This is a genomic window from Salinimicrobium terrae DSM 17865 (assembly GCF_000424665.1).
Taxonomy (GTDB): domain Bacteria; phylum Bacteroidota; class Bacteroidia; order Flavobacteriales; family Flavobacteriaceae; genus Salinimicrobium; species Salinimicrobium terrae.
Genome location: NZ_KE384222.1, coordinates 1 through 23837 on the forward strand (window position 1 = coordinate 1; position 23837 = coordinate 23837).

General features: G+C 40.5%; 16 protein-coding genes and 2 tRNA genes. 10 read left to right on the top strand and 8 right to left on the bottom strand.

Annotation, left to right across the window (positions count from 1 at the left end):
* Positions 1–1489 (top strand): T9SS type A sorting domain-containing protein (locus H148_RS18040; protein ID WP_037325416.1); only part of this gene is annotated, 1489 nt, incomplete at its 5' end.
* Positions 1490–1553: 64 nt separating this feature from the next.
* On the opposite strand, the gene H148_RS0114340 is transcribed toward H148_RS18040, so the two are convergent.
* The 3 genes from H148_RS0114340 to H148_RS0114350 form a co-directional block, all read right to left on the bottom strand.
* Positions 1554–3014 carry a glutamate synthase subunit beta gene (locus tag H148_RS0114340; RefSeq protein WP_029035412.1) on the bottom strand — a complete coding sequence of 487 codons (1461 nt, stop codon included), beginning with the start codon at positions 3012–3014 and terminating at the stop codon, positions 1554–1556.
* Positions 3015–3016: 2 nt separating this feature from the next.
* Entirely contained in the window at positions 3017–7540 is a 4524-nt protein-coding gene (gltB, locus tag H148_RS0114345) for a glutamate synthase large subunit (protein ID WP_029035413.1), read from the bottom strand.
* Positions 7541–7882: 342 nt separating this feature from the next.
* Complete coding sequence (locus H148_RS0114350) at positions 7883–9025, bottom strand: acyl-CoA dehydrogenase (protein WP_029035414.1); 1143 nt, start codon at positions 9023–9025, stop codon at positions 7883–7885.
* Positions 9026–9115: 90 nt separating this feature from the next.
* Between H148_RS0114350 and H148_RS0114355 the strand changes: the two genes are divergently transcribed.
* On the top strand, positions 9116–10201 hold the full coding sequence (locus H148_RS0114355; protein ID WP_029035415.1) for an anhydro-N-acetylmuramic acid kinase: 1086 nt from the start codon (positions 9116–9118) through the stop codon (positions 10199–10201).
* Between the two features lie 89 nt (positions 10202–10290).
* Here the strand turns inward: H148_RS0114355 and H148_RS0114360 are convergent, their stop codons facing one another.
* The 3 genes from H148_RS0114360 to H148_RS0114370 form a co-directional block, all read right to left on the bottom strand.
* Positions 10291–11400, bottom strand: a complete 1110-nt coding sequence (locus H148_RS0114360; protein ID WP_029035416.1) for a porin — start codon at positions 11398–11400, stop codon at positions 10291–10293.
* A gap of 94 nt (positions 11401–11494) precedes the next feature.
* The gene (locus H148_RS0114365; protein ID WP_037325418.1) at positions 11495–12736 is read right to left on the bottom strand and encodes an ammonium transporter; all 1242 of its coding nucleotides are present in this window, start codon (positions 12734–12736) and stop codon (positions 11495–11497) included.
* Between the two features lie 37 nt (positions 12737–12773).
* Positions 12774–13112, bottom strand: coding sequence for a P-II family nitrogen regulator (locus H148_RS0114370; RefSeq protein ID WP_029035418.1), 339 nt, complete (start codon positions 13110–13112; stop codon positions 12774–12776).
* Between the two features lie 400 nt (positions 13113–13512).
* On the opposite strand from H148_RS0114370, the gene H148_RS0114380 reads away from it, so the two are divergent.
* The 8 genes from H148_RS0114380 (at position 13513) to H148_RS0114415 (ending at position 20328) form a co-directional block, all read left to right on the top strand.
* Positions 13513–14739: a Glu/Leu/Phe/Val dehydrogenase dimerization domain-containing protein gene (locus H148_RS0114380; RefSeq protein WP_029035419.1), complete on the top strand. Its 1227-nt coding sequence runs from the start codon at positions 13513–13515 to the stop codon at positions 14737–14739.
* Between the two features lie 238 nt (positions 14740–14977).
* Entirely contained in the window at positions 14978–15679 is a 702-nt protein-coding gene (locus H148_RS0114385) for a MotA/TolQ/ExbB proton channel family protein (protein WP_029035420.1), read from the top strand.
* Between the two features lies 1 nt (position 15680).
* Positions 15681–16073: an ExbD/TolR family protein gene (locus H148_RS0114390; RefSeq protein WP_029035421.1), complete on the top strand. Its 393-nt coding sequence runs from the start codon at positions 15681–15683 to the stop codon at positions 16071–16073.
* A gap of 74 nt (positions 16074–16147) precedes the next feature.
* Positions 16148–16966, top strand: coding sequence for an energy transducer TonB (locus tag H148_RS0114395; protein WP_029035422.1), 819 nt, complete (start codon positions 16148–16150; stop codon positions 16964–16966).
* A gap of 4 nt (positions 16967–16970) precedes the next feature.
* Positions 16971–18200 carry a bifunctional folylpolyglutamate synthase/dihydrofolate synthase gene (locus H148_RS0114400; RefSeq protein WP_029035423.1) on the top strand — a complete coding sequence of 410 codons (1230 nt, stop codon included), beginning with the start codon at positions 16971–16973 and terminating at the stop codon, positions 18198–18200.
* A gap of 95 nt (positions 18201–18295) precedes the next feature.
* Positions 18296–18370 (top strand) — tRNA-Val (locus tag H148_RS0114405).
* A 41-nt stretch (positions 18371–18411) separates the two neighbouring features.
* Positions 18412–18486: transfer RNA gene (locus H148_RS0114410), tRNA-Val, on the top strand.
* Positions 18487–18750: 264 nt separating this feature from the next.
* Positions 18751–20328, top strand: coding sequence for an NADP-dependent glyceraldehyde-3-phosphate dehydrogenase (locus tag H148_RS0114415; RefSeq protein ID WP_029035424.1), 1578 nt, complete (start codon positions 18751–18753; stop codon positions 20326–20328).
* Between the two features lie 63 nt (positions 20329–20391).
* On the opposite strand, the gene H148_RS0114420 is transcribed toward H148_RS0114415, so the two are convergent.
* Together H148_RS0114420 and gldJ are read right to left on the bottom strand one after the other, a co-directional pair.
* On the bottom strand, positions 20392–21672 hold the full coding sequence (locus tag H148_RS0114420) for a UDP-N-acetylmuramoyl-tripeptide--D-alanyl-D-alanine ligase (RefSeq protein WP_029035425.1): 1281 nt from the start codon (positions 21670–21672) through the stop codon (positions 20392–20394).
* A gap of 64 nt (positions 21673–21736) precedes the next feature.
* Positions 21737–23419: a gliding motility lipoprotein GldJ gene (gene gldJ / locus H148_RS0114425; protein WP_029035426.1), complete on the bottom strand. Its 1683-nt coding sequence runs from the start codon at positions 23417–23419 to the stop codon at positions 21737–21739.
* Between the last annotated feature and the right edge of the window lie 418 nt (positions 23420–23837).

The window sequence follows — 23837 nt, forward strand, 5'->3', positions numbered from 1 at the left end:
TGCAGTTAACGCCAATCCTACTCCGGAGCTGGATACTGATGCCGTATGCTATGGAGTGGAATCCACCTTTACAGCGACAACAGGATTTGCAGACTATTTATTCTTCGTTGATGCAAATGAAAACGATGAGTACGATGCAGGAGAGGAAAATCTTCAGCAAGGTGTTGATAATACTTATTCAGCGGTGCTTGCAGATGGTGATGTGATCAGTGTCTGGGTGACTGACGGGAATGATTGTACTGGTTACGCTGAAGCTGCGGCTGAAGTAATACCAAATCCCGAACCTCCCGTTTACCAGACAACACAAGCCGATTGTCTTGGTGGAGATGGCAGCCTGGTGTTTATTGATGCCGGAGAAAATCTTTACTATAGTATCGATGGAGGTGATTTCATCCATTATTCAGAAGAGATTAGTCTTAGCGTAGGCACCCATATCTTTGAAATTCGTTACGACGAAGATGGCTGTATTTCAGCAGAATTTGATGTAATCATAAACAGACCAAGTGAAGTTGAAATTACACTTCTTGCAGAGGTTATTCAGCCTGATTGTGAAACATTAGAGGGCACAATTAAAATTACAAATCCAGACTTAAATCCTGATTTGAGATTTACTGTTACACATGATGGTTCTGGAATGGAATACTACACTAGAGTCCTGTATCCCGTCGATGGTTTCGTAGGACTTCCTGTAGGATCCTATTTAATCGAGGCAAAAAGCAGCGATGGATGTGAATTTGGAAGTACTACTGTTCAATTGGTTGAGCCAAATTGTCCTGAATTCACAGGCTGTACCCTTGGATATTGGAAAAACCATACTGACAGATGGTGTGGTGAATACCAGACTTGTTCAGAATATGGAGACGTATTTGTAAACGCACCCGATGAATTGGCTACTTTAACATTGCTTGAAGTACTGAATCTTGGTGGTGGAGGCATCTATAACCTTGGACGTCAATCTGTAGCTGCATTGCTCAACGCTTGTAGTAGTGAAGTTGATTATGAAATAGGAACCACTGCAGAAGTAATTGAATATGTGAACGCCAACTTCAATAATGCAGACAGTGCTGGTGCGCACCTTGATATGCTCAATAATGCCGGTTGTACTCTTGGAGGTTCCAAAGCAACATCAGCACCATCTGAAAGGTGTGATGACGAAGCTGATAGCGGAAATGGTAAGAATGGAAATAGCGATAACAATGGAAGAGGAAATGATGAGGCTAAAGTAGCTTCTTCAGTAAATGTTTATCCCGTACCGTTTAAAGAGACTTTAAACCTGAAGTTCGAGATGGAATATACTCCAAGTGTTGTAATCGAGGTATACGATATGGGAGGAAACCATCTGAGAACCTATTATGATACAAATGTCGGAGAGGGTTCTGTGACTACATTAAATATTGATTTTGCTTTAAAAGCAAATCAGATGTATGTATTGAAGATCATTACCGAAAGAGAAACTATTGTTAAGCAAATAATTTCTTCTAAAAAGTGATATAATTAGTTAATTTTAATGAAAAAGCAGCCAGAAACGGCTGCTTTTTCATTTTAGTTAAAGATCAGGCAGCAGGAAGATCTCCGTTTCCTTTAGTTGGCAAAAATGATTTCCCCATTAAATACTCATCTACAGATCTTGCTGCTTCCCGGCCTTCAGAAATAGCCCAAACTATTAAAGACTGTCCGCGGCGCATGTCTCCGGCAGTGAATATATTAGGAACGTTGGTTTGATAGTTATCTCCGGCTTTTATGTTCGTTCGGGTATCAACTTCCAAACCGAGTTGCTGACTCAAAGTATTTTCGGGTCCTGTAAATCCTAGCGCCAGGAGTGCAAGATCACATGGCCATTCCTTTTCAGTTCCTTCAATTTCCTGTAACCTGGGGGCTCCACTTTCTGTCTTTACCCACTCAACTTCAATTGTTTCCAGACTCTTTAGTTTTCCTTTATCGTCCGTTATAAATCTTCGGGTGGAAATGCTCCAGTTCCTCTCAACTCCTTCCTCATGAGAGGACGTAGTTTTAAGAGTAAAAGGCCAGTAAGGCCAGGGGCTGGCGTTTGTTCTGGATTCTGATGGCATAGGCATGATCTCAAAATTAATGACAGATTTTGCACCATGTCTGTTTGATGTTCCCACACAGTCAGACCCAGTGTCTCCTCCACCAATGACGATCACATGCTTATCTTTTGCGTGTAAATCTTCAGTAGGTTCTGAAAGCCCGTCTACTACTTCATTGTTCTGTTTCAGAAAATCCATTGCCTGTACTACTCCTTTTGCATCGGCTCCGGGAATTGGTAAATGTCTTTTCCTGGTAGCACCACCACATAAAACTATCGCATCATATTCTTTAAGTTTTTCGATCTCATAATTCACTCCAACATGGGTGTCAGTTTTAAAATTTATGCCTTCTTCTTCCAAAATTGCCAGGCGACGATCGATTATTCTTTTTTCCAGCTTAAAGTCGGGAATCCCGTAACGTAACAGGCCGCCCACCTTCTTATCTCTTTCAAATACGGTAACAGTGTGGCCCGCTCTGTTAAGTTGTTGTGCAGCTGCAAGACCTGCAGGTCCCGATCCTACTACAGCCACAGTTTTCCCTGTTCGCGTTTTGGGAGGACTGGCGGTTATCCATCCTTCCTGAAATCCCCGTTCAGGGATGTATTTTTCGATAAGTTCTATTGCTACCGGTGGTTGTATTATTCCCAGAACGCAGGCAGATTCACAAGGTGCAGGACATAAGCGTCCTGTAAACTCAGGGAAATTGTTTGTGGAATGTAAAATCTTAAGTGCATTTTTCCAGTCGTTCTTGTAAACAGCATTATTAAAATCGGGAATAAGATTTCCAAGGGGGCAGCCGCTGTGACAAAATGGAATTCCACAATCCATACACCGGGCGCCCTGTTCGTTTAGCTCCTCATTGCTTAGTTTATGAGTGAACTCCTGATAATTTTTTACCCTTTCCTGAACTGTAATTGTTTCTTCTTCTCTCCTGGGATATTTTAAAAATCCTTTTAATTTGTCCATTATTATGCTGTTTTAAGTTCTTTTTCGGCATCTGCTCTTTTCTCGTCCTCCAGAAGTTGGAGAGCTTTTTTGTACTCTACTGGCATTACTTTTATAAACTTCCTGATGTTTCCTTCCCAATCCTTTAAAATTTCTTTTGCTACCTCACTTTGGGTATAGGTGTAATGATTGTTGATCAGCTCTCTTAATTTTATTCCGTCTTCTTGATTTGGTTCTTCAAGGCCTATCATCTCCATGTTGAAGTTATGACTGTTTATCTTGTTGTCAGGATCAAAAATGTAAGCAATTCCTCCACTCATGCCTGCTGCAAAATTCCTTCCTATTGTACCTAAGATCACAGCAATTCCTCCAGTCATGTATTCACAACCGTGATCTCCAATTCCTTCAATTACAGCTTTTGCACCCGAATTTCTGACGCAAAAACGTTCTCCACCAATCCCATTAATATATGCTTCTCCATTGGTAGCTCCATAGAGAGCAACGTTTCCAATAATGATATTTTCATTGGATTTAAAAGTTGCTTTTTCCGGTTTCTTTACAGAAAGTATGGCACCACTAAGACCTTTTCCGAAATAATCATTTGTATTTCCTTCAACTTTTAGCGTTAAACCTTTTGTGGCAAAAGCCCCAAAACTCTGACCTGCTGAACCACTAAAATTTATGGTTAGCGTGTTTTTAGGAAGTCCTTTGGCTCCGTGGATCTTGGATATTTCATTACTTATTATTGCGCCTGTGGTACGATTAATATTTGAAATAGCATAATCAAGGTTCATCTTTTCCTTTCTGTAAATGGCGGGATGCGCCTTCTTTAGAATTTTGAAATCTAAAACATCGTCCAGACGGTGATCCTGTTCCAAAGTATTATACAGCGGCATATCTTCGTCGATTTTTGGCTTGTAAAGGATCTTAGAAAGATCAATGCCTTGTGCTTTATAATGGTCAATAGCTTTGTCCATATCTAATTTTTGACTTTGCCCTACCATTTCATTAATAGTTTTAAAACCAAGATCTGCCATGATCTGCCGCAATTCCTGAGCGACGAAATACATGAAGTTTATTACATGTTCAGGAGTTCCTTTAAAATTTTTCCTTAATTCCGGATCCTGGGTAGCTATTCCTACAGGACAGGTATTTAAGTGGCAGGCACGCATCATGATGCAACCCGAAGCCACTAACGGAGCAGTTGAAAATCCGAATTCTTCTGCACCCAATAGACAGGCTACTGCCACGTCTCTTCCGGTTTTTAACTGTCCGTCACACTCTACAACTATTCGGCTTCTCAGATCATTTAACAGCAAAGTCTGTTGAACTTCAGCTATACCGAGTTCCCAGGGAAGGCCGGCGTGTCTCAAAGAAGTTAGAGGTGCGGCTCCGGTTCCTCCATCAAATCCTGACACGAGTACAACATCGGCTTTAGCTTTTGCTACCCCGGCGGCAATTGTTCCCACTCCAATTTTTGATACCAGCTTCACATTAATTCTGGCTTCTCGATTCGCATTTTTTAAGTCGAAAATAAGTTGCGCCAAATCTTCAATCGAGTAGATATCATGATGTGGAGGAGGGGAGATCAAGCCGACATAAGGAGTAGAATTCCTCGTTTTGGCTATTTCGGGATTTACTTTTGGACCCGGCAAATGTCCACCTTCACCTGGTTTTGCTCCCTGGGCCATTTTGATTTGAATTTCCTGTGCGTTTGTCAGGTAATCTATAGAAACACCAAACCTACCAGATGCTACCTGTTTTATAGCAGAATTTCGCCAGTTGCCGTCGGGGCTTTTGTGAAAACGGCTCTCATCTTCACCCCCTTCTCCAGAATTACTTTTTCCTTTCATCCTGTTCATCGCAATGGCCAGGTTCTCATGAGCTTCCCTACTTATGGAGCCAAAAGACATGGCCCCCGTTTTGAACCTTTTTACAATCTCTGTCCATGGTTCTACCTCTTCAATTGGGATAGGGTTAAGATGCCGGAATTTAAACATACCCCGAATGGTCATCAGATTTTTACTCTGGTCATTTATTAGTTTTGAGTATTCCTCGTAGCTCCGGGGATTGTTCTGTTTTACGGCCTGCTGAAGTTTTGCTACACTTGCAGGATTAAACATATGTCTCTCTCCTTTTCTTCGCCAGCGGTAATCTCCGCCTATTTCCAGTTCAGTGGGGGTATTTTCATTGTCTGGATTAAAGGCTTTTTTGATCCTTTTCTGAATTTCTTTTTCTACTTCATATAAACCGATGCCTTCTATTCTCGTTGGAGTATTGGAGAAATATTTATCTACAAATTTTTGGTTTAATCCCAGGATTTCGAATATCTGGGCACCCCGGTAGGAATGAAGAGTTGAAATCCCGATTTTATTCATGATTTTCACAATCCCTTTCCCAATGGCAGTGTTGAAATTTTGAACTGCTACCTCAGGATCTTTTATTTCAATTTCTCCGGTATTTGCAAGATTGTAAATAATTTCATTTACCATATAAGGATTTATTGCACTGGCCCCATAACCAAACAATAATGCAAAGTGATGAGGCTCTCTTGGCTCGGCAGATTCAATTACAATTCCGAAAGAGGAACGGCGTTTGTGTTTTTTCACCATATGGTGCACATAGGAGCAGGCGAGTAAGGAAGGAATTGGAGCATGGGAAAAATCTGCACCTCTGTCAGAAAGAATTATAATGTTGGAACCTGCATCAACTGCTGCTGTTATTTCATTTATCATTTGGTCCAAACGTTCTTCCAGTCCGTTTAGTCCTTTTGCCGTTTCATATAAGATTGATATTGGAGTCGCTTTAAAACCTGGCTTTTGAATTGACTTTATTTTATCAAGATCTTCGTTGGAGATCACAGGGTTTTGTATCCGCAGTTTCCTGGCGTGCTCTGGAATTATATCAAATAGATTTTTGTCCTCACCTATAGAAAGGCTGATGTCTGTTACAATTTCTTCCCTGATTCCATCCAGAGGTGGATTAGTGACCTGTGCAAAAAGCTGTTTAAAGTAGTTGAAGAGCAACTGTGGTTTATCTGAAAGTACAGCTAAAGGGATATCTGATCCCATAGAACCTATAGCTTCTTTTGAAAGCTGAGCCATTGGCGCAATTATACTGTTCACATCTTCAAGAGTATATCCAAAAAGTTTTTGCCGTGTTTTAAAATCAATTTTTTCAATGGGCGTTTTATTGCCTGTATATGGAACATCTGCGAGGGGAAGTAAATTCTCTTTCAACCATTTCCCATATGGTCTTTGAGCTACAATTTTACTCTTTACTTCTTCGTCTTCAATAATTCTTCCTTCATTCATGTCGACCAGGAACATTCTTCCCGGTTCTAATCGACCATGTCTTTCGACATTTTCGGGGGCGATTTCAATTACCCCGGTTTCTGATGCCATTACGACATATCCGTCTTTGGTAAGGGTGTAACGGGAAGGGCGAAGACCATTTCTGTCCAGAAGAGCACCAATATAATTTCCATCTGTAAAAGGTATGGAAGCGGGACCGTCCCAAGGTTCCATTATACAGGAATTGAATTCGTAAAAACTCTTTTTATCCTCGGTCATCATGGGATTTTTTTCCCAGGCTTCGGGTACCATCATCATAATTGCTTCCGGTAAAGAGCGGCCAGTATGAAGAAGCAGTTCCAGGACAGTATCCATTGATGCCGAGTCAGATTTTCCTTCCGCAGTAATGGGCAGGATCTCTTTTACATAGTCTCCCAGTAATTCACTTTTAAAGAGTTCTTCCCTTGCCTTCATGCGGCTTAGATTTCCCCGCAGCGTATTAATTTCCCCATTGTGGCACATGTATCTGAAAGGTTGAGCCAGGTCCCAACTTGGGAAGGTATTGGTGGAAAAACGCTGGTGGACGAGAGCAAGTTTTGTCACCAGGTCAGGATCATCAAGATCCCGGTAATAGATATTAATGTCTTCGGGCATAAGGAGCCCCTTATATATTATGGTGTTGGTAGATAAACTTGAAACGTAGAAATAAAAAGCCTCTGAAAGTTCTGAGTGCTCAATTTTGTGTTCAGCAATTTTTCGTGCTGTAAAGAGACGTGCATTAAATTCTGTAGCAGAAATGTCGTCTCCTTTACTGATAAAGAGCTGTTGGACATTAGGCTCAGTTAAGGCCGCAATACTTCCAAGGCAGGAATGGTCAACAGGAACCTCCCGCCATCCTATTATATCAAGGCCCTGCCGAAGAATTTGTTCTTCAAATTTCTTTTTTACAATTCTCCTTTGATTCTCTGACGGAGGTAGGAAAACCATTCCCACAGCATATTCCTTTGGCTCCGGAAGTGAAAATTTACAGACTTTCTTAAAAAAATTGTGGGGAATCTCAATTAAAATTCCTGCACCATCTCCTGTTCTTCCATCGGCACTTACCGCACCCCGATGTTCTAAACGAACAAGAATATCCAGTGCTTTATGGATAATATCGTTTGTTCTTTCTCCTTTGAGGTTACAAATAAATCCTGCTCCACAATTATCGCGTTCAAATTCCGGCGAATAAAGACCCTGCTGCTCTGGTTTCATTGAAATGTATTTTTATGTGATAATCACAAAAATACATTATTTTATGCATTTAATTTATCATATGGACTAATTATATGATAAAAATGCATAAAAATTAATTAAATCGGCTTATTTTATTAAATTCGGAATTAGGCGGTACCTCAATTATGATATCCAAAATTTATCGGGTTTTGTCTATCCTAAATCCTTGATATTCTAAAAATTTTAAAAAAATAGACCTAAAATTTACACCCCCTATAACATTAGGGGGTTTAACAAATTAAAACACATATTTATTATTGATATCACATAAAAAAACAGCCTTATTGGCTGCTTTTTTATATTAAATATGAGTACACCCCCTTAATCTCTAAAAACGCTTCTTGAGATTACAATTTTTTGAATTTCGGAAGTTCCTTCATAAATCTGCGTAATTTTCGCGTCTCGCATTAATCTTTCTACGTGATACTCCTTCACATATCCGTTTCCTCCATGTACCTGTACGGCTTCGACCGTCACATCCATGGCCGTTTTTGACGCGAACAATTTTGCCATGGCGCCGCTAAGGTCATAATTTTCCCCGTTGTCTTTATCACAGGCTGCTTTCATAACCAGGTGACGGGAAGCTTCAATTGAAGTATACATATCGGCAATTTTAAAAGCAATTGCCTGGTGATTCATTATTTCTGTTCCAAAAGCCTTACGAACTTTTGCATATTCCTTTGCCAGTTCGTAAGCTCCCGCTGCAATACCAAGGGCCTGGGCAGCAATTCCAATACGTCCACCCGAGAGGGTTTTCATTGCAAACTTAAATCCGAAACCGTCTTCTCCAATCCTGTTCTCTTTAGGAACTTTTACATCATTAAAGTTTAAAGAATGTGTGTCACTTCCCCGAATTCCCAGTTTCTGCTCTTTAGGGCCAATTTCAAATCCTTTAGAACCTTTCTCAACAATGAAAGCGTTTATTCCCTTATGCTTGAGCTCGGGATGAGTTTGTGCAATTACAATATAAATATCTGCAGTGCTACCATTGGTGATCCAGTTTTTGGTGCCATTTAAAACATAGTGGTCTTCTTTTTCAATAGCTGTTGTTTTTTGTGAAGTTGCATCACTTCCGGCTTCAGGTTCAGAGAGACAGAATGCTCCAATAGATTCTCCCGTAGCCAATTTGGTAAGATATTTTTGTTTTTGCTCTTCATTTGCAAATTTTTCAAGACCCCAGCAAACAAGAGAATTATTGACCGACATCACTACAGAAGCTGAAGCATCAATTTTTGAAATCTCTTCCATAGCGAGAACATAAGACACTGTATCCATGCCGCCGCCGCCATATTCGGGAGAAACCATCATCCCCAGAAATCCAAGTTCTCCCATCTTTTTTATCTGCTCCTTCGGAAATTCTTGTTTTTCGTCTCTTTCAATCACCCCGGGCAGCAATTCATTTTTTGCAAAATCACGTGCCGCATCGCGTATCATTATATGTTCTTCAGTAAGATTAAAATCCATTCGGTATATTTTTAGAAAATGTTGAATTTTGGATGGCAAAGATACCGTTTTAGAGGTGTTTTATCAATTGAGTTGGCTATTTTTACCTAAATGAATAGAAAAAACTATAACGTTATAGGAGTAATGTCGGGGACATCCCTTGATGGCATAGACCTGGCGCATGTAAATTTTACCTTATCTGAAGGTTGGACTTATAAAATAATTACCGCGGAAACTGTTCCTTATCCTGAAGATTGGCAAAAGATTCTTTCCAAAGCTGTTCTTTATGATGAGGATCAACTGAAACGGCTTAATGAAAATTATACTCAGTTCCTTTCTGAAGTCATTTTAGATTTTCTCACTAAAAATGCCATTTTTGACCCCGATGCAATTTGCAGCCATGGCCACACCATAAAACATGATCCCGAAAATGGTTATACCTTACAATTAGGCAACCTTCCGCAGCTTGCCGAAAATTTGGGACACACAGTAGTATGTGATTTCAGGGTGCAGGACGTGGAATTAGGAGGACAGGGTGCGCCATTGGTCCCGGTGGGGGATGAGTTGCTCTTTTCTGAATACGATTACTGCCTCAACCTGGGAGGATTTGCTAATATTTCCACAAAACCTAACGGGAGCCGGTTAGCCTATGATATTTGTGCGGTAAATACAGTTTTAAATTTCCTTTCTCAGAAGATTGATCTTCCTTACGACAGAAAGGGAGAAGTAGCAGCATCTGGAGAACTAAATGAAGAACTTTTGGAAGAGCTTCAGAAGATACCTTATTACGGACTTCGTCCACCTAAATCTTTAGGGATCGAGTGGGTAAACAAGTATATTTTTCCCCTTTTTGGAAGGTATGAATCTATTCCTTGCTTGCTTAGAACCTACACTGAGCATGCTGCGGAAGTTATTTCGAATGAATTGCGGGATTCTTCCGAAGAAAAAGTGCTGGTAACGGGTGGAGGGGTTTTTAATGATTATCTCATCAAGGAGATTAAAAGGCGCACGCGAACTCAAATTGTCATTCCGCCTGTAGAAATGGTTAATTTTAAAGAAGCTCTTATTTTTGGTTTTTTAGGAGTCCTTAAATTGAGGGGGGAGAATAATGTTTTTAGCTCAGTCACTGGAGCCTCAAAAGATCATTCCACAGGTAAAATTTTTACGGCTAATGGATTTTCTAAATATTCTAAATAAATGATAAGAGAATTATTTAATTAATATCTTTTTACGAATTAATGAAGCCGGCAAGTTTCGTTTAAGATTGAAACTTACCGGCTTATTTTCTAAAAAGCGTAAACTGCCGCCAGGATAAATGAGGATAGATTATCTGTAGGTTCAAGATCTTGATTTAGAAATACATCTCTGTCTACGTTGTCCAGCCTTAACTCAGGCTTAATGATCAGGCTTCCAATGGTATAGTTTCCGGTAAGGGTAAATGCGGTTACACTTGCATCAGAATCGTATACAATTACTTCATTACCCCCATTTGCAAGTTCCTTAAAGTATTCTGCTCTGAGGCCAATAGCAAAATTATCTGAGGTTTGAAGCTGTGGATAAAATGCCGCTCCGTAAAACCCTACATCGTCTGTGTTGTTGTAGGTTGTATTTAATCCAAGGTAAAAAGCTTCCGAAACATTCCATCCGGTAGTAAGATCTATTTGAAAAGTAGGATCTAGACCCGGTGCCTGTTCGCCGTAAATAAGATTTAGGTAAGCACTTCCGGATCCGACTGAGTACCCGAGCTGGGCTCCAAAAGTATAAACTCCGAATGGATCAAATTCAGTATAATCTGTAGGGTTCATGATGGCGAACATTGCACTCCAGTTATCACTAAGAGTTATGTCAGCTTTTAAACCGGTATGGGAGAAAGGACCATAGGAGAACATGTAAGAAGTGGAGTAGTTGAAGTTATCCACCGGGGATATAACTTCATATCCCAAAAATGTATTGAAGTCACCCAGGGTTAGCTTTACATTATCAGAAATATTATAAAATACGTACAGTTGGTTAACGATGTTACTTGAGCCCATAGAAAGGAAAACTGCTTCTTCGCCTCTTGGTCCAAAAACCAGGTCGGCTACAAATCCTATTTTCTCACCTTCGTAGCCAAAAATGACATTTGCCATCCCAAGCGCAAAGCCCGGGTCATTGGCAAAAGCGGTTGCCGGTGCCTGTGGCCCGGCAATTGGAATTTCACCATCAGGTCCATATACAAATTTGTTGAGGCCATTGAAATTCGCCCGGAAATAAGTGTCCACCGAACCGTTAATGCTGAAGCCCGGTAATGTTTCTTCCAGCTCATTTGATTCCTGGCCAGACATTGTAATATTAAACAGGCCGAGCAATGCCAAAAATAAAAATTTCCGCATCTTTGTAATTGTGATTTGTTTCATAATAAAAGCATAGTTTGATTAGTTGAAATGAGTTGAACTTTGGTTTATTGAAATGAATTTAGAGGAGTGCCCTGCCAGGCACTCCTTTTTTTAATTATTTATCTGCCTTACCTGCAAATTCTGCGTAGGCATCCATGCCATGTTCATGAAGATCAAGTCCTTCCGTTTCTTCATGAGTTTCCATCCTGAGTCCTATAATAGCTTTTATACTATAAATGATTATAAAAGCAGAAATGCAGCAAAAAGCTCCGATTACAGCGACTCCAATTAATTGGTTTAGAAATTGTTCCACGCCTGCAAGAGATCCAAATATCCCTACGGCTAAGGTTCCCCAGATGCCGCAAATAAGGTGAACAGCTACTGCTCCTACGGGATCATCAAGTCTTAATTTGTCTATGAGTGCAACACCAAGTACGATGAGCGCACCGGCAATTAAACCTATTGAAACAGCATCTGTAGGAGACATTACATCGGCACCTGCAGTAATTCCTACCAGTCCTCCTAAAATTCCATTCAGAAACATAGTCAGATCGTAATTTTTATACCACGTTGTGGAAATGATGAAAGCAGAAATACCACCGGCCGCCGCAGCTAAACATGTAGTGACTAAGGTTAGGGAAGTTGCGGAAGGATCTGCAGAGAGTACCGAACCTCCGTTAAAGCCAAACCATCCAAGCCAAAGAATAAATACTCCGGCCGTAGCTAAAGGCACATTATGTCCGGGAATGGCAAGTGAGCTTCCGTCTTCCCCAAATTTTCCAATTCTTGCTCCCAAAAGAGAGATTGCCACAAGTGCAGCCCAGCCGCCTACAGAGTGAACCAGTGTAGACCCTGCAAAATCATAAAAGCCCAGTTCATCAAGGAACCCTCCACCCCACTTCCAGGAGCCTGCAATAGGATACACGATTGCGAGGTAGATAATTGAGAATATCATAAAAGAAGAAAGCTTGATTCTTTCGGCAACGGCTCCGGAGACTATAGTGGCGGCTGTTGCGGCAAACATGCCCTGGAAAAGAAAATCGGTCCAATAAGTATACCCTTCACTATATGTGAGGTCCAGGGCTCCCTCGGCTACAGGAGCGCTCAGGCCAAAGAGGCCAAAGAAATAATCGGGTATAACTCCAAGAATAAAGGATCCGGGATACATTAAGTTAAAGCCAATCACAGCATAGAGAAGTAGTCCGGTGCAAATGATGAATACGTTTTTGAACAGGATGTTGATGGCATTCTTTTGACGGGTTAATCCAACCTCCAATAAGGAAAAGCCGAGGTGCATAAAAAACACGAGGGCGGTGCATACCATCATCCATACGTTATTTGTAGTAAGTAATTCCATTTGTATAATTTTATGTTGGTTTAGTAAGTTTTGTGGATTATGACAGGGAGTGGGTCCCTCTCTCTTTGGTTCTTATTCTTAAGGCCTCTTCTACCGGTGAAATAAAGATTTTACCGTCGCCTACAGAACCCGTATAGGATGAATCCAGAATAACCTGTACCGTTCTCTCTAAAAATTCGTCAGAAACCACTAGAGATATCATCCTGCGTTGAATGTCTGTGGTACTGTACGCCACGCCGCGATAGACATGCCCCTGTGTTTCATTGCCTACTCCGGTTACATCCCAGTAACTAAAGAAGTTGACACCCGTTTCATGAAGGGCCTTTTTTACTCCGTCAAATTTTGACTTTCTAATAATTGCTTCAATTTTTTTCATAAAGACATTGTTTTGTTTTGACCGAATAAAATTATGTTAAATGTCAAACATACACTATAAAAAATGGGGTATTCGTTTAAAAAAGTGTATTTAATAAAATTACATCCCTAAAATTATAGGGGGTAAAAAAATATTATATGTTTTTTGTTGTATTGGTAATTAGAAAAGCTCAGTCGGGGGGAAAATTATATCAATTGGAGAGGGAAATGGCTTTAAAAAACTGTCTAAAACATCCAAAAACGTCAAATCCTTAGAACCGGAGGTGAAAAAATTTATAATTTTTAAAATCAGAATCATTAGGTTCATTTTTTGACTTTCTTGTCTTTATTTAAATATGTCTTTCTATATAGATATCACCATTGATAGTTTTTTATATTTGTGCGACAATTTTTAAATTATCATGAAAGAATTACTCGACTTATATCAGAATAAAGCTCCTGAAATTGTTTTTAACTGGAAAGATCCCGAAACCGATGCCGAAGGCTGGGTTGTGATTAACTCTTTGCGCGGTGGTGCTGCAGGTGGAGGGACAAGGATGAGAAAGGGGTTGGACATGAACGAGGTATTGTCGTTAGCAAAGACCATGGAGGTAAAATTCACAGTTTCCGGTCCTGCGATAGGTGGGGCGAAGTCGGGTATAAATTTTGATCCTAATGATCCACGGAAAAAAGGGGTTCTGGAACGCTGGTATAAAGCAGTGTCGCCTCTTTTAAAAAGTTATTATGGAACGGGAGGAGATTTGAACGTTGACGAGATTCACGAAGTAATTCCAATAACCGAAGATTCCGGAGTGTGGCATCCACAGGAGGGAGTTTTCAACGGCCATTTCAAGCCGACCGAAGCCGATAAGATCAACCGTATTGGCCAGTTGCGCCAGGGAGTGATAAAGGTTCTTGAAAATTCAAGATTTTCACCCGACGTTTCCAGGAAATACACTGTGGCCGATATGATCACCGGCTATGGAGTAGCCGAAGCAGTGCGACACTATTATGATATTTATGGAGGCAATGTTCAGGGGAAAAAAGCTATTGTGCAGGGATTTGGAAATGTAGGTGCCGCCGCCGCTTACTATCTTGCCCAAATGGGGGCCAAAGTGGTGGGGATCATAGATCGCAATGGTGGATTGATTAACGAGGGTGGTTTTTCTTTTGATGAGATAAGGGATCTTTTTCTCAATAAAGATGGAAACACATTAAAATCTGAAAACCTGATTCCTTTTGGAGAGATCAATGATCGTATTTGGTCACTTAATGCACAGGTTTTCGCACCTTGTGCTGCTTCCCGCTTGATTACGAGAGACCAGGTTGACAAAATGGTAGCTTCGGGATTGGAAGTTATTTCCAGCGGTGCTAATGTTCCTTTTGCCGACAAGGAAATATTCTTTGGACCAATAATGGAATATACAGATGAAAGAATTAGTGTTATTCCCGACTTTATTGCCAACTGCGGGATGGCAAGGGTCTTCGCCTATTTTATGGAGCGAAGAGTGCAAATGACAGATGAAGCCATTTTCAATGATACCTCTATTACCATAAGAAACGCTATTCAAAATACCGCCAGCCATAACAGTAACAAAACTCACATCAGTAAAACAGCATTTGAAGTTGCACTAAATAAACTGGTATGACCAGAGCTTAGGCCGGTTCAGATTCAGTTGCTGAATAGCTGTTCCGGATAATTGATTATAAAGGTGTCTTTAAAATTTCGGCCTGCGGGCATGTAGATTTAGGTGGTGCAAATAGTTTATTATATTTACTTTCATCTTCACTATTTATATTCCTGTTTTAGGTTGTATTAAATCAAAGGCTGTTTATCTTTACAATTAAAAATAGATTCTCACGTTACATAAAAAACCAGATACACAAATGCTATACTTTTTTCAGGAGGATGGTCTTGCCCAGGCAGCTCAGGAGGCAGAACCGGTAGTAGAGGAAAAAACCCTCTCATTATTTGATTTGTTCCTTAGCGGCGGAATTGGAGGGCAGGTAATAATTCTTATCCTTTTTATTTTGTTGTTTGCAGCCATTTATATCTATTTTGAAAGATTGTTTGCTATTAAAGCTGCTTCAGAGACCGATAGTAATTTCATGAACCAGATTAAAGACAGCGTTTTACACGGAAATATTGAATCTGCACGAATTCGGTGTGCGCAGGCTAATTCGCCGGTTGCCAGGCTTACTGCCAAGGGACTTGATCGTATAGGAAGCCCATTGGAAGATATTAATACGGCAATTGAAAACGCCGGTCGCCTTGAAGTTTATAAGCTGGAAAAAAACGTGAGTGTGCTCGCAACTATTGCAGGTGCTGCGCCTATGATTGGTTTCCTCGGAACAGTAATAGGAATGGTGATCGCCTTCCATGAATTGGCAACAAGTAGCGGACAAGCCGAGATGGGTGCTCTTGCTGAAGGTATTTACACCGCGATGACTACCACTGTGGCAGGTCTTATTGTAGGTATTATTGCCTATATTGGATATAATCACCTCGTAGTAAAGACAGATAAGGTAGTGCATCAAATGGAAGCTACTGCCGTTGATTTCCTTGACCTTCTTAACGAACCTGTATAGTATGAATTTACGAGGCAGAAATAAGATCAGTCCGGAATTCAGTATGAGTTCCATGACAGATATTGTATTCCTTTTATTGATCTTCTTTATGCTCACCTCTCCGGCCATAACTCCGGAAGCCCTGGATCTTGTTCTGCCAAAAGCTAAGGGCAAAACTACGACCAAGCAAAATGTGGCGGTGAGTATCACAAAAGACCTTCAGGTCTATATTGACAAGGAAAGAGTGAGCAATAGCTCCTTGGAAGCAAGACTTAAGCAGGCATTGTCCGGGGTTGAAGATCCAACCATTATTTTAAGAGCCGAAGAAGGAGTGCCAATAGAAAGGGCGGTAGATGTTATGGACATTGCAAACCGCAACCGGTACAAAATTGTACTTGCAGTAAAACCTGAATAATTTTGAATGCTTTTACCATTTTTTGGTAATTGTGGAACCAAGTTTGCTGAATAAAACAATAGAAAAATAGCAGAGTGAAATACCTGGAGACAGAACATGAAAGAAAATCAATGGCAATTACAGTGGTGCTCCACGTATTGCTGATTTTATTATTGCTGTTCTTTGGATTCAAATATCTTGATCCTCCTCCCCAAAATGGAATTGCTATAAACTTCGGAACTTCAGATGTTGGTTCGGGTATTGAGCAACCAACCGAGCCTGTGAGAACATCTCCTCAGCAAACCAGTACTCCTGTTACTCCCGTAGAAAATAATATTCAGGAAGAAGTAGTTACCCAGGACATTGTTGAGGCTCCTGTAGTTGAAAAGAAAAAGGAGGAGAAAATAGTTCAGAAGGTGGAGACTCCGGTGGAGAAGGTGGAAGAACCTGTAAAAAAACCAGATCCTAAACCTTCTCAATCTACAACAGATGCCTTGAGCAGTATTCTTAACGGACCTGTAAGTGACGGGCAGGCGAGAGGCGGAGAAGTCAATGATGAAGCTGCAGGTGATAAAGGTAGTCCCGATGGAGATCCAAACGCAAAGTCGTACTATGGTGCTGGGATGGGACTCGACGGGGACGGTAATTACCGCCTGGGAGGTCGTAAAGCCTTAAACAAAGAAAAATTTGTACAGGATTGTAATGAGTCCGGTTTGGTGGTGGTCCAGATCGAAGTAAACCGTAGCGGCGCCGTTACTCGAGCTATACCCGGAGTAAAAGGTACTACCAACAATGCTACCTGTCTTACAGATCCTGCCAAAAGAGCTGCGCTGGCTACGCGCTTTAATAGTGATCCCGATGCTCCCGTGAAACAGGTGGGGACCATTATCTATAACTTCAAACTTACAGAATAACTTGATGACCTATACAGAAACTGTTGAATGGATGTTTCAACAGTTGCCAATGTATCAACAGGTGGGAAGTTCAGCCTATAAGGTTGATTTGTCAAATATTCAAAAGCTCGTAAAACAGCTTGAATTTCCTCATCATAAATTTAAAACACTTCATGTGGCCGGTACCAACGGCAAAGGCTCTGTGTCTCATATGCTGGCTTCTGTCTTGCAGGAAGCGGGATATAAAGTTGGCCTTTATACATCACCTCATCTTAAAGATTTCAGGGAGCGTATAAGGATCAATGGAGAAGTAATTCCCGAACTTGCAGTTACTGAGTTTATCCACATCAACAAAGCCTTTTTTGAGCAGGAAAGCCTCTCATTCTTTGAAATGACTGTCGGGATGGCTTTTCAATATTTTTCAACAGAGAAAGTCGATATTGCTGTAATTGAAGTTGGGCTCGGCGGAAGGTTGGATTCCACAAATGTGATTTCCCCTGAAGTTTCGGTGATTACCAATATTGGTTACGATCACATGAACATTTTGGGGAATACCCTGCCTGAAATTGCTGCGGAAAAAGGGGGTATAATTAAAAAAGATACGCCTGTTGTTATTGGAGAATATCAGGAAGAGACTTTTCCCGTATTTAAAGAACTGGCTAAAGCAAAAGAAGCTCCTCTTTATTTAGCTGAAGATTTTACCGGAAAACTTTACTCCTCAGATCTTAAAGGATATTATCAAAAAAAGAATATTCGCACTGTTTCCATGACTTTGGAAGTATTGAAGGATCGCGGCTGGGAGCTAATAACAGAAGAGGCTGCAAAAAAAGGTCTTGAAAATGTTATTTTTAACACTGGACTCAGGGGCAGATGGGAGGTGTTGCAGGAAAACCCTAAAGTTATCTGTGATACTGCACATAATAAGGAAGGGCTGGTTTATGCCATGAAACAGCTTCAGGAGGAGAATTTTGAGCAATTGCACTTAGTTATTGGTGTCGTCAATGATAAAGACCTTATATCTTTGTTCCCGGTCTTTCCCCAAAGTGCAAATTATTATTTTTGCAGGCCAAATGTTCCTCGTGGTCTTGATGCTGTTGAACTACAAAAAAAGGCTGCTGAAAATGGCCTTTTTGGAAGGTCATATAATTCAGTTTCTGAGGCTTATGAAGCTGCGCTGTCATTAGCTTCAGTAAGGGATGTTATCTATGTTGGAGGAAGTACTTTTACAGTAGCAGAAATAATTCAATATTTTTGAAATTATTCTTTGCAGAATTAAAATTGTGATCTATATTTGCATCCGCATTCAGAGAGGGATACTTCTTAATAATGCAGAAGTTCATAAATAAGTTAGGGCAATTAGCTCAGTTGGTTCAGAGCACCTCGTTTACACCGAGGGGGTCGGGGGTTCGAATCCCTCATTGCCCACAGAATTTTAAGGCTTCCTCTTGGAGGCCTTTTTTGATTAAGGGTGATTAGCTCAGCTGGTTCAGAGCACTACCTCGACAAGGTAGGGGTCACTGGTTCGAACCCAGTATCACCCACAGATAGGGAACGTCTAACTTCCAAAGAACAGATCTTTAAGTTCAAACCTCACAGGTTTTCAAAACCTGTGAGGTTTTTTAATTTTCAGACTGTTTTAAACACCTTCTTTTAAATTTCACGAACTTCGTAGATTCTTCACATTTTGTTAAAAAACAGATATTTTCTTTTTTTTATCGATTTTGGCTTAAATTAACCTTTTCAAATTTTTCTCCGAGAAAAAGGCCTAAGTATCATCTTTATAAAAAATAAAATATCAGTAGAGTATGAAGAAGTCAGAAAAATATGCAGTTACGGACTTAGTTCACCAGGAGAGTTACCTTGCCAACGGGGAGCTTATTCCCTGGAAGGGAAAAATGGATGAAGTTTATTCTACCATTTCCACTTCCGATAAGTATGAAAAAACTTTATTGGGTACTGTGCCTCATATGGATGAGAAAACAGCTCTTGATGTCCTGGAAAGTGCATGTAAGGCATATGCCAAGGGACAGGGGAAATGGCCCACTATGAAAGTGAATGACAGAATTGCGTCTATGGAGCAGTTCGTTTCACAAATGAAGACCAAAAGAGATGAGGTGGTAAAGCTCCTAATGTGGGAAATAGGAAAATCCTTGCCTGACTCGGAAAAAGAATTTGATCGCACCGTAGAATACATTTATGACACCATTGAAGAGTACAAGCAACTCGATCGTGACAGTGCTAAATTTCTAAAAAGGGATAAAGTTAACGCTCACGTAAGACGAGGTCCTTTAGGGGTGGTTTTATGTCTTGGTCCATATAATTATCCACTAAATGAAACTTTTGCGCTACTTATCCCGGCCCTTATTATGGGTAATACGGTAATTTTTAAGCCCGCCAAACATGGTGTGTTGCTACTTACTCCATTACTGGAAGCCTTCAGGAATAGTTTCCCGGAAGGGGTGGTAAATATTATTTTTGGTAGAGGGAGAGAAGTGGCTGCGCCAATAATGAAAAGTGGAAGAATTGATGTTCTTGCTTTAATAGGAAATAGCAAATCGGCAATTGCACTTCAGGATCAGCATCCGTATAAAAACAGGTTGAGGCTCGTTCTTGGTCTGGAAGCAAAAAATCCGGCCATAATACTTCCCGATGCAGATCTTGATCTTACTATTGAAGAAGTACTATCAGGTACATTGTCATTTAATGGACAGCGCTGCACTGCCCTTAAAATTGTTTATGTGCATGAAGATATAAGAAAAGAGTTCAATGAAAGATTTGCCCGAAGAGTAGATCAACTGAAATTCGGCAATCCATGGGAGCCCGGAGTAAAACTTACTCCGCTTCCCGAACCAGAAAAGCCGGCGTACATACAGGAGCTTATCGATGATGCAAAGGAAAAGGGAGCTTCAATTCTAAATAAAAAGGGAGGACAGACCTCAGATAATTTTATATTTCCTGCTGTTTTGTATCCTGTTACTACGGAGATGAGGGTTTATAAAGAAGAGCAATTTGGACCGGTTATCCCTATTAAATCTTTTACAGATATCGAAAGTCTTCTGGATGAAATCGCAGCTTCAAATTACGGGCAACAGGTGAGCCTGTTTGGCAGAAGTATTAAAGAGTTAGCTCCGTTAATAGATACTATGGTGAACCTGGTATGTCGTGTAAATCTAAACAGTTCCTGCCAACGTGGTCCGGATGTCTTTCCATTCACGGGAAGAAAAGATTCTGCGGTGGGCACCCTGAGTGTACATGATGCTCTACGTTCTTTCTCTATAAGAACCTTCGTGGCCTCCAAGGAAAATGATTATAATAATGCAATTATCCGGGAACTGCTGCAAAGCAGAAATTCAAATTTTGTAAGTACAGATTATATTCTTTAAAGCTGAAGAAAGGAGAATAAAAAGATACGGCTGTGGTCTTGTGAAAAATGAAGAGCGATTTTTCTACAACAATTCCATTAGCCTTTCCAGTGCCATTCCGCGGGAACCTTTAATTAAGATTATGCCCTCATTGAATTCTGAAGGTTGAAACCAGATCCTAAAGTCCTCAAAAGTTTCAAACTTTTTAATTTTTGGTGAGTTTGAAGTTGTTTTATAGAAGTTAGAGCCAATAATATAAATTTTGTTTATAGGAGAGGCCGTGTAATCCTCAACCAGTTGTTGATGTTCGGTTTCGGCTTCAGAGCCAAGCTCGAACATATCTCCTAAAATGGCAATTTTGGGAGAGCCTTCCATGTGGTTAAGATTTTCGAGAGCTGCGGCCATACTCGATGGATTGGCATTGTAAGCATCTAAAATTATCTTTCTGTTATCTTTGAGGATGATCTGTGACCTATTGTTCTGCGGACTGTAATGCTTAATAGCTTTCACAATTTTTTGCGAGGGAACCCCGAAATATTTCCCAACGATGTAGGCGACTGCCATGTTGGTGCCATTATAATCTCCCGTGAGTTGGCCACAGATCTTTTCTCCGTCGACTTCAATACCGGCATAAGAATCTTCTCTAAAATATTTCAGTTGAATATCTGCTTTTTCAGAAGAACTAAAGCTGAAGGTATTGGGATATGATTTTTCCTGTCTTTGTAATGTGTCATCAAGGTTCAGAAAGAGCAATTTGTTATTGTCTTTTAGATGATCATACAACTCTTTCTTGCCTTTGATCACACCTTCCACACCTCCGAAGCCTTCGAGGTGGGCCTTACCAAAATTGGTTATGTATCCATAATTTGGTGTTGCAATATTGCACAGAAACTGAATCTCCTTCTGGTGGTTGGCACCCATTTCCACAATGCCTATTTCGGTCTCATCATTCATAGATAGCAAGGTAAGCGGAACTCCGATATGATTGTTGAGGTTGCCTACTGTGGCCACAACTTTAAATTTCATGGATAGAACCACATTAAATAGTTCTTTTGTTGTGGTTTTGCCATTGCTGCCGGTAAGGGCTAGGATTGGAATTCCCAGGTGCTTCCTGTGAAATGACGCCAGTTGTTGAAGTGCCTGGAGACTATCCTCTACCTGCAGGAATCTTTTATTTTCTCCTTTGAGCTCTTCGTCAATAACAGCATATGCAGCTCCTTTTTCAAGGGCTTCTTCGGCGAATTCGTTAGCATTAAAATTTTCTCCTTTCAAGGCGAAAAAAATACTGTCTTTTTTAATCTTCCTTGTGTCGGTGCTTATTCCGGAGCTGTCAAGAAAAAGCTGGTGGAGTTGGGATATCTTCATAAATTAAAGCTATAAAGAAGAAGCCCTAACTAAATTAGGGCTTCTTCTTTATATTTTCAGAAAATTAATTTCTTGCTGTCTTGTTTTCATTAAGAGATTTAGATCCAACTCTGGACATTGCGTTTCTAAACCCAATGTAATCGGTGGCCATATCCTGTGGGAAATATCTCCTTTGTGCAGGATCTAACCAATAAGCACGATCTCTCCAGCTTCCTCCTTTATACACCCGAACGTTGTCGTCTACAAGTGTAGTACGTCCCGTAGATTGGTCGTACTCTAGGCTCTGGCCTCCAATACTGTCTACAGTGGCAGTATGAATCGGGGAGTTATACATACGCTTATTTGGGTCTTCCATACCTTCTTCACCAAATGAGTCGTAATATCTGGATGATTTCCTGTCGCCATCCCTGAAGTTCCTCTGGTCGCTTTCATTATAATTGGTACGCAGATAAGTATCCTCAGATGTTATTGGAACCGTAGCGATTTCTCCGGGAAGATTTCTTGCTACTATTCTTCCGTTGCTAAGGGTGTCATATACTATCTCATCTTCTCCCAGAACCTTTACTGTACCATCTTCTGTAATGACGTGTTTTGTGTAGACATTACCTCGATAATAATTGAAGTCATTAAATTCATCATCTACAATTGGCCGGTAAACATCTGCAACCCATTCGGCTACATTACCTGCCATGTCATAAAGTCCAAAATCATTCGGTTCATAGGATTTGACTTCGGCAGTAATATCGGCACCATCATCGCTCCAACCGGCAATTCCGCCGTAATCTCCATCCCCCTGCTTAAAGTTGGCCATTTGATCACCACGTCTTCTGGCGTCTCCGCTTCGGGTGTACTGGCTGTCCCATGGATATTTTTTTCTTCCGCGGTAAACATTGTATTCTCTAAGTCCCACAAGGGCAAGAGCTGCATATTCCCATTCAGCTTCGGTAGGAAGACGATATTCCGGTAATAATACCCCATGTTTACGTTGTACGTAAAGATTTTTGGCATCGGTACCATCCTCAGCATTTCCTTCTACTTCAAAACGGTCTGCATTGTCACCGCCTCTCAAGAGCTCTTCATCCCCGCCATATACCTGGCTTGGTGCATTGAGATAAGTTTCTGTGCTAAAGCCCTGACCTGGTTCGGCAGCAAAGCGAGCACCTTCAGCAGTAAAACCTTCTTTCTCAAGTCGAAGTTCATTTACTCTGTCTGTTCTCCATTTACTAAATTCTACTGCCTGGATCCAACTAACTCCTACTACCGGATAGTTTGCGTATGCCGGGTGGCGCAAATAGTTGTTGGTCATGGTTTCGTTGTAACCTAACCTGTTTCTCCATACCAGAGTATCTGGTAATGCACCAATATAAATGTTTCTATACCTTTCTTCACTCGGTGGATATACTCTCTTTAAGTAATCAAGGTATTCAAGATACATGAGGTTCGTTACCTCGGTCTCGTCCATGTAGAAAGATTGTACATGTTGTTGGGTTGGAGTATTATTCCAGTCATGCATTACATCATCCTGCACACGCCCCATTGTAAAGGTTCCTCCTTCTACGAAAACCAGACCCGGTCCCGCTTCCTGTTCATCGTAATCGGCGTTGTAATTAAAACCACCATCCTTGGAATTAATATCCCAACCGGTAGCACGGGAATTATCTTTATAATCCCTGGAGTTGTTACAGCCCACCAGGCCAGCACTTAAAGCGACGGCAAAAAGAGCCCTTACAGCAACATTATTTCTCATATTCACAATATCTTTTATAGCAATTATGGCTTTGCAATATAGTAATTAACGCAAAACTATCAAGATTATTTCATTGGATAAGAAATCTTGTAGTTTCCTGAAAATCTTTATACTAACGCAGCTCTAAAATGATTTATTTTATAGTTTACAAAAACCGCTCCACGAAATCACTTGGTGTTTAGGACGCAAAAGTAATATATTTTAGAAACTATTCTATTTCTTTGAGAATCTATGTCTTGATCTGTTGTTATTTAGATTACAGGGAATACTTTATTTTTATTATAAATTTTAGGATCTGTAGGAAAAAGAGAGAATCTATATAAGCTTCTGCGATATTAAACGTTATGTTAGGATAAAAAGGAGAAAATCGCTTATTGTAACTTATTTTAAAGGTTTTCCGGTATATTTGTTAAATATT

What these genes read in the sequence shown, in the direction of transcription:
- H148_RS0114340 (WP_029035412.1), bottom strand. Translation starts at nt 3,014, where the DNA reads ATGGACAAATTAAAAGGATTTTTAAAATATCCCAGGAGAGAAGAAGAA.
- gltB (WP_029035413.1), bottom strand. Translation starts at nt 7,540, where the DNA reads ATGAAACCAGAGCAGCAGGGTCTTTATTCGCCGGAATTTGAACGCGAT.
- H148_RS0114350 (WP_029035414.1), bottom strand. Translation starts at nt 9,025, where the DNA reads ATGGATTTTAATCTTACTGAAGAACATATAATGATACGCGATGCGGCA.
- H148_RS0114355 (WP_029035415.1), top strand. Translation starts at nt 9,116, where the DNA reads ATGAATAGAAAAAACTATAACGTTATAGGAGTAATGTCGGGGACATCC.
- H148_RS0114360 (WP_029035416.1), bottom strand. Translation starts at nt 11,400, where the DNA reads ATGAAACAAATCACAATTACAAAGATGCGGAAATTTTTATTTTTGGCA.
- H148_RS0114365 (WP_037325418.1), bottom strand. Translation starts at nt 12,736, where the DNA reads ATGGAATTACTTACTACAAATAACGTATGGATGATGGTATGCACCGCC.
- H148_RS0114370 (WP_029035418.1), bottom strand. Translation starts at nt 13,112, where the DNA reads ATGAAAAAAATTGAAGCAATTATTAGAAAGTCAAAATTTGACGGAGTA.
- H148_RS0114380 (WP_029035419.1), top strand. Translation starts at nt 13,513, where the DNA reads ATGAAAGAATTACTCGACTTATATCAGAATAAAGCTCCTGAAATTGTT.
- H148_RS0114385 (WP_029035420.1), top strand. Translation starts at nt 14,978, where the DNA reads ATGCTATACTTTTTTCAGGAGGATGGTCTTGCCCAGGCAGCTCAGGAG.
- H148_RS0114390 (WP_029035421.1), top strand. Translation starts at nt 15,681, where the DNA reads ATGAATTTACGAGGCAGAAATAAGATCAGTCCGGAATTCAGTATGAGT.
- H148_RS0114400 (WP_029035423.1), top strand. Translation starts at nt 16,971, where the DNA reads ATGACCTATACAGAAACTGTTGAATGGATGTTTCAACAGTTGCCAATG.
- H148_RS0114415 (WP_029035424.1), top strand. Translation starts at nt 18,751, where the DNA reads ATGAAGAAGTCAGAAAAATATGCAGTTACGGACTTAGTTCACCAGGAG.
- H148_RS0114420 (WP_029035425.1), bottom strand. Translation starts at nt 21,672, where the DNA reads ATGAAGATATCCCAACTCCACCAGCTTTTTCTTGACAGCTCCGGAATA.
- gldJ (WP_029035426.1), bottom strand. Translation starts at nt 23,419, where the DNA reads ATGAGAAATAATGTTGCTGTAAGGGCTCTTTTTGCCGTCGCTTTAAGT.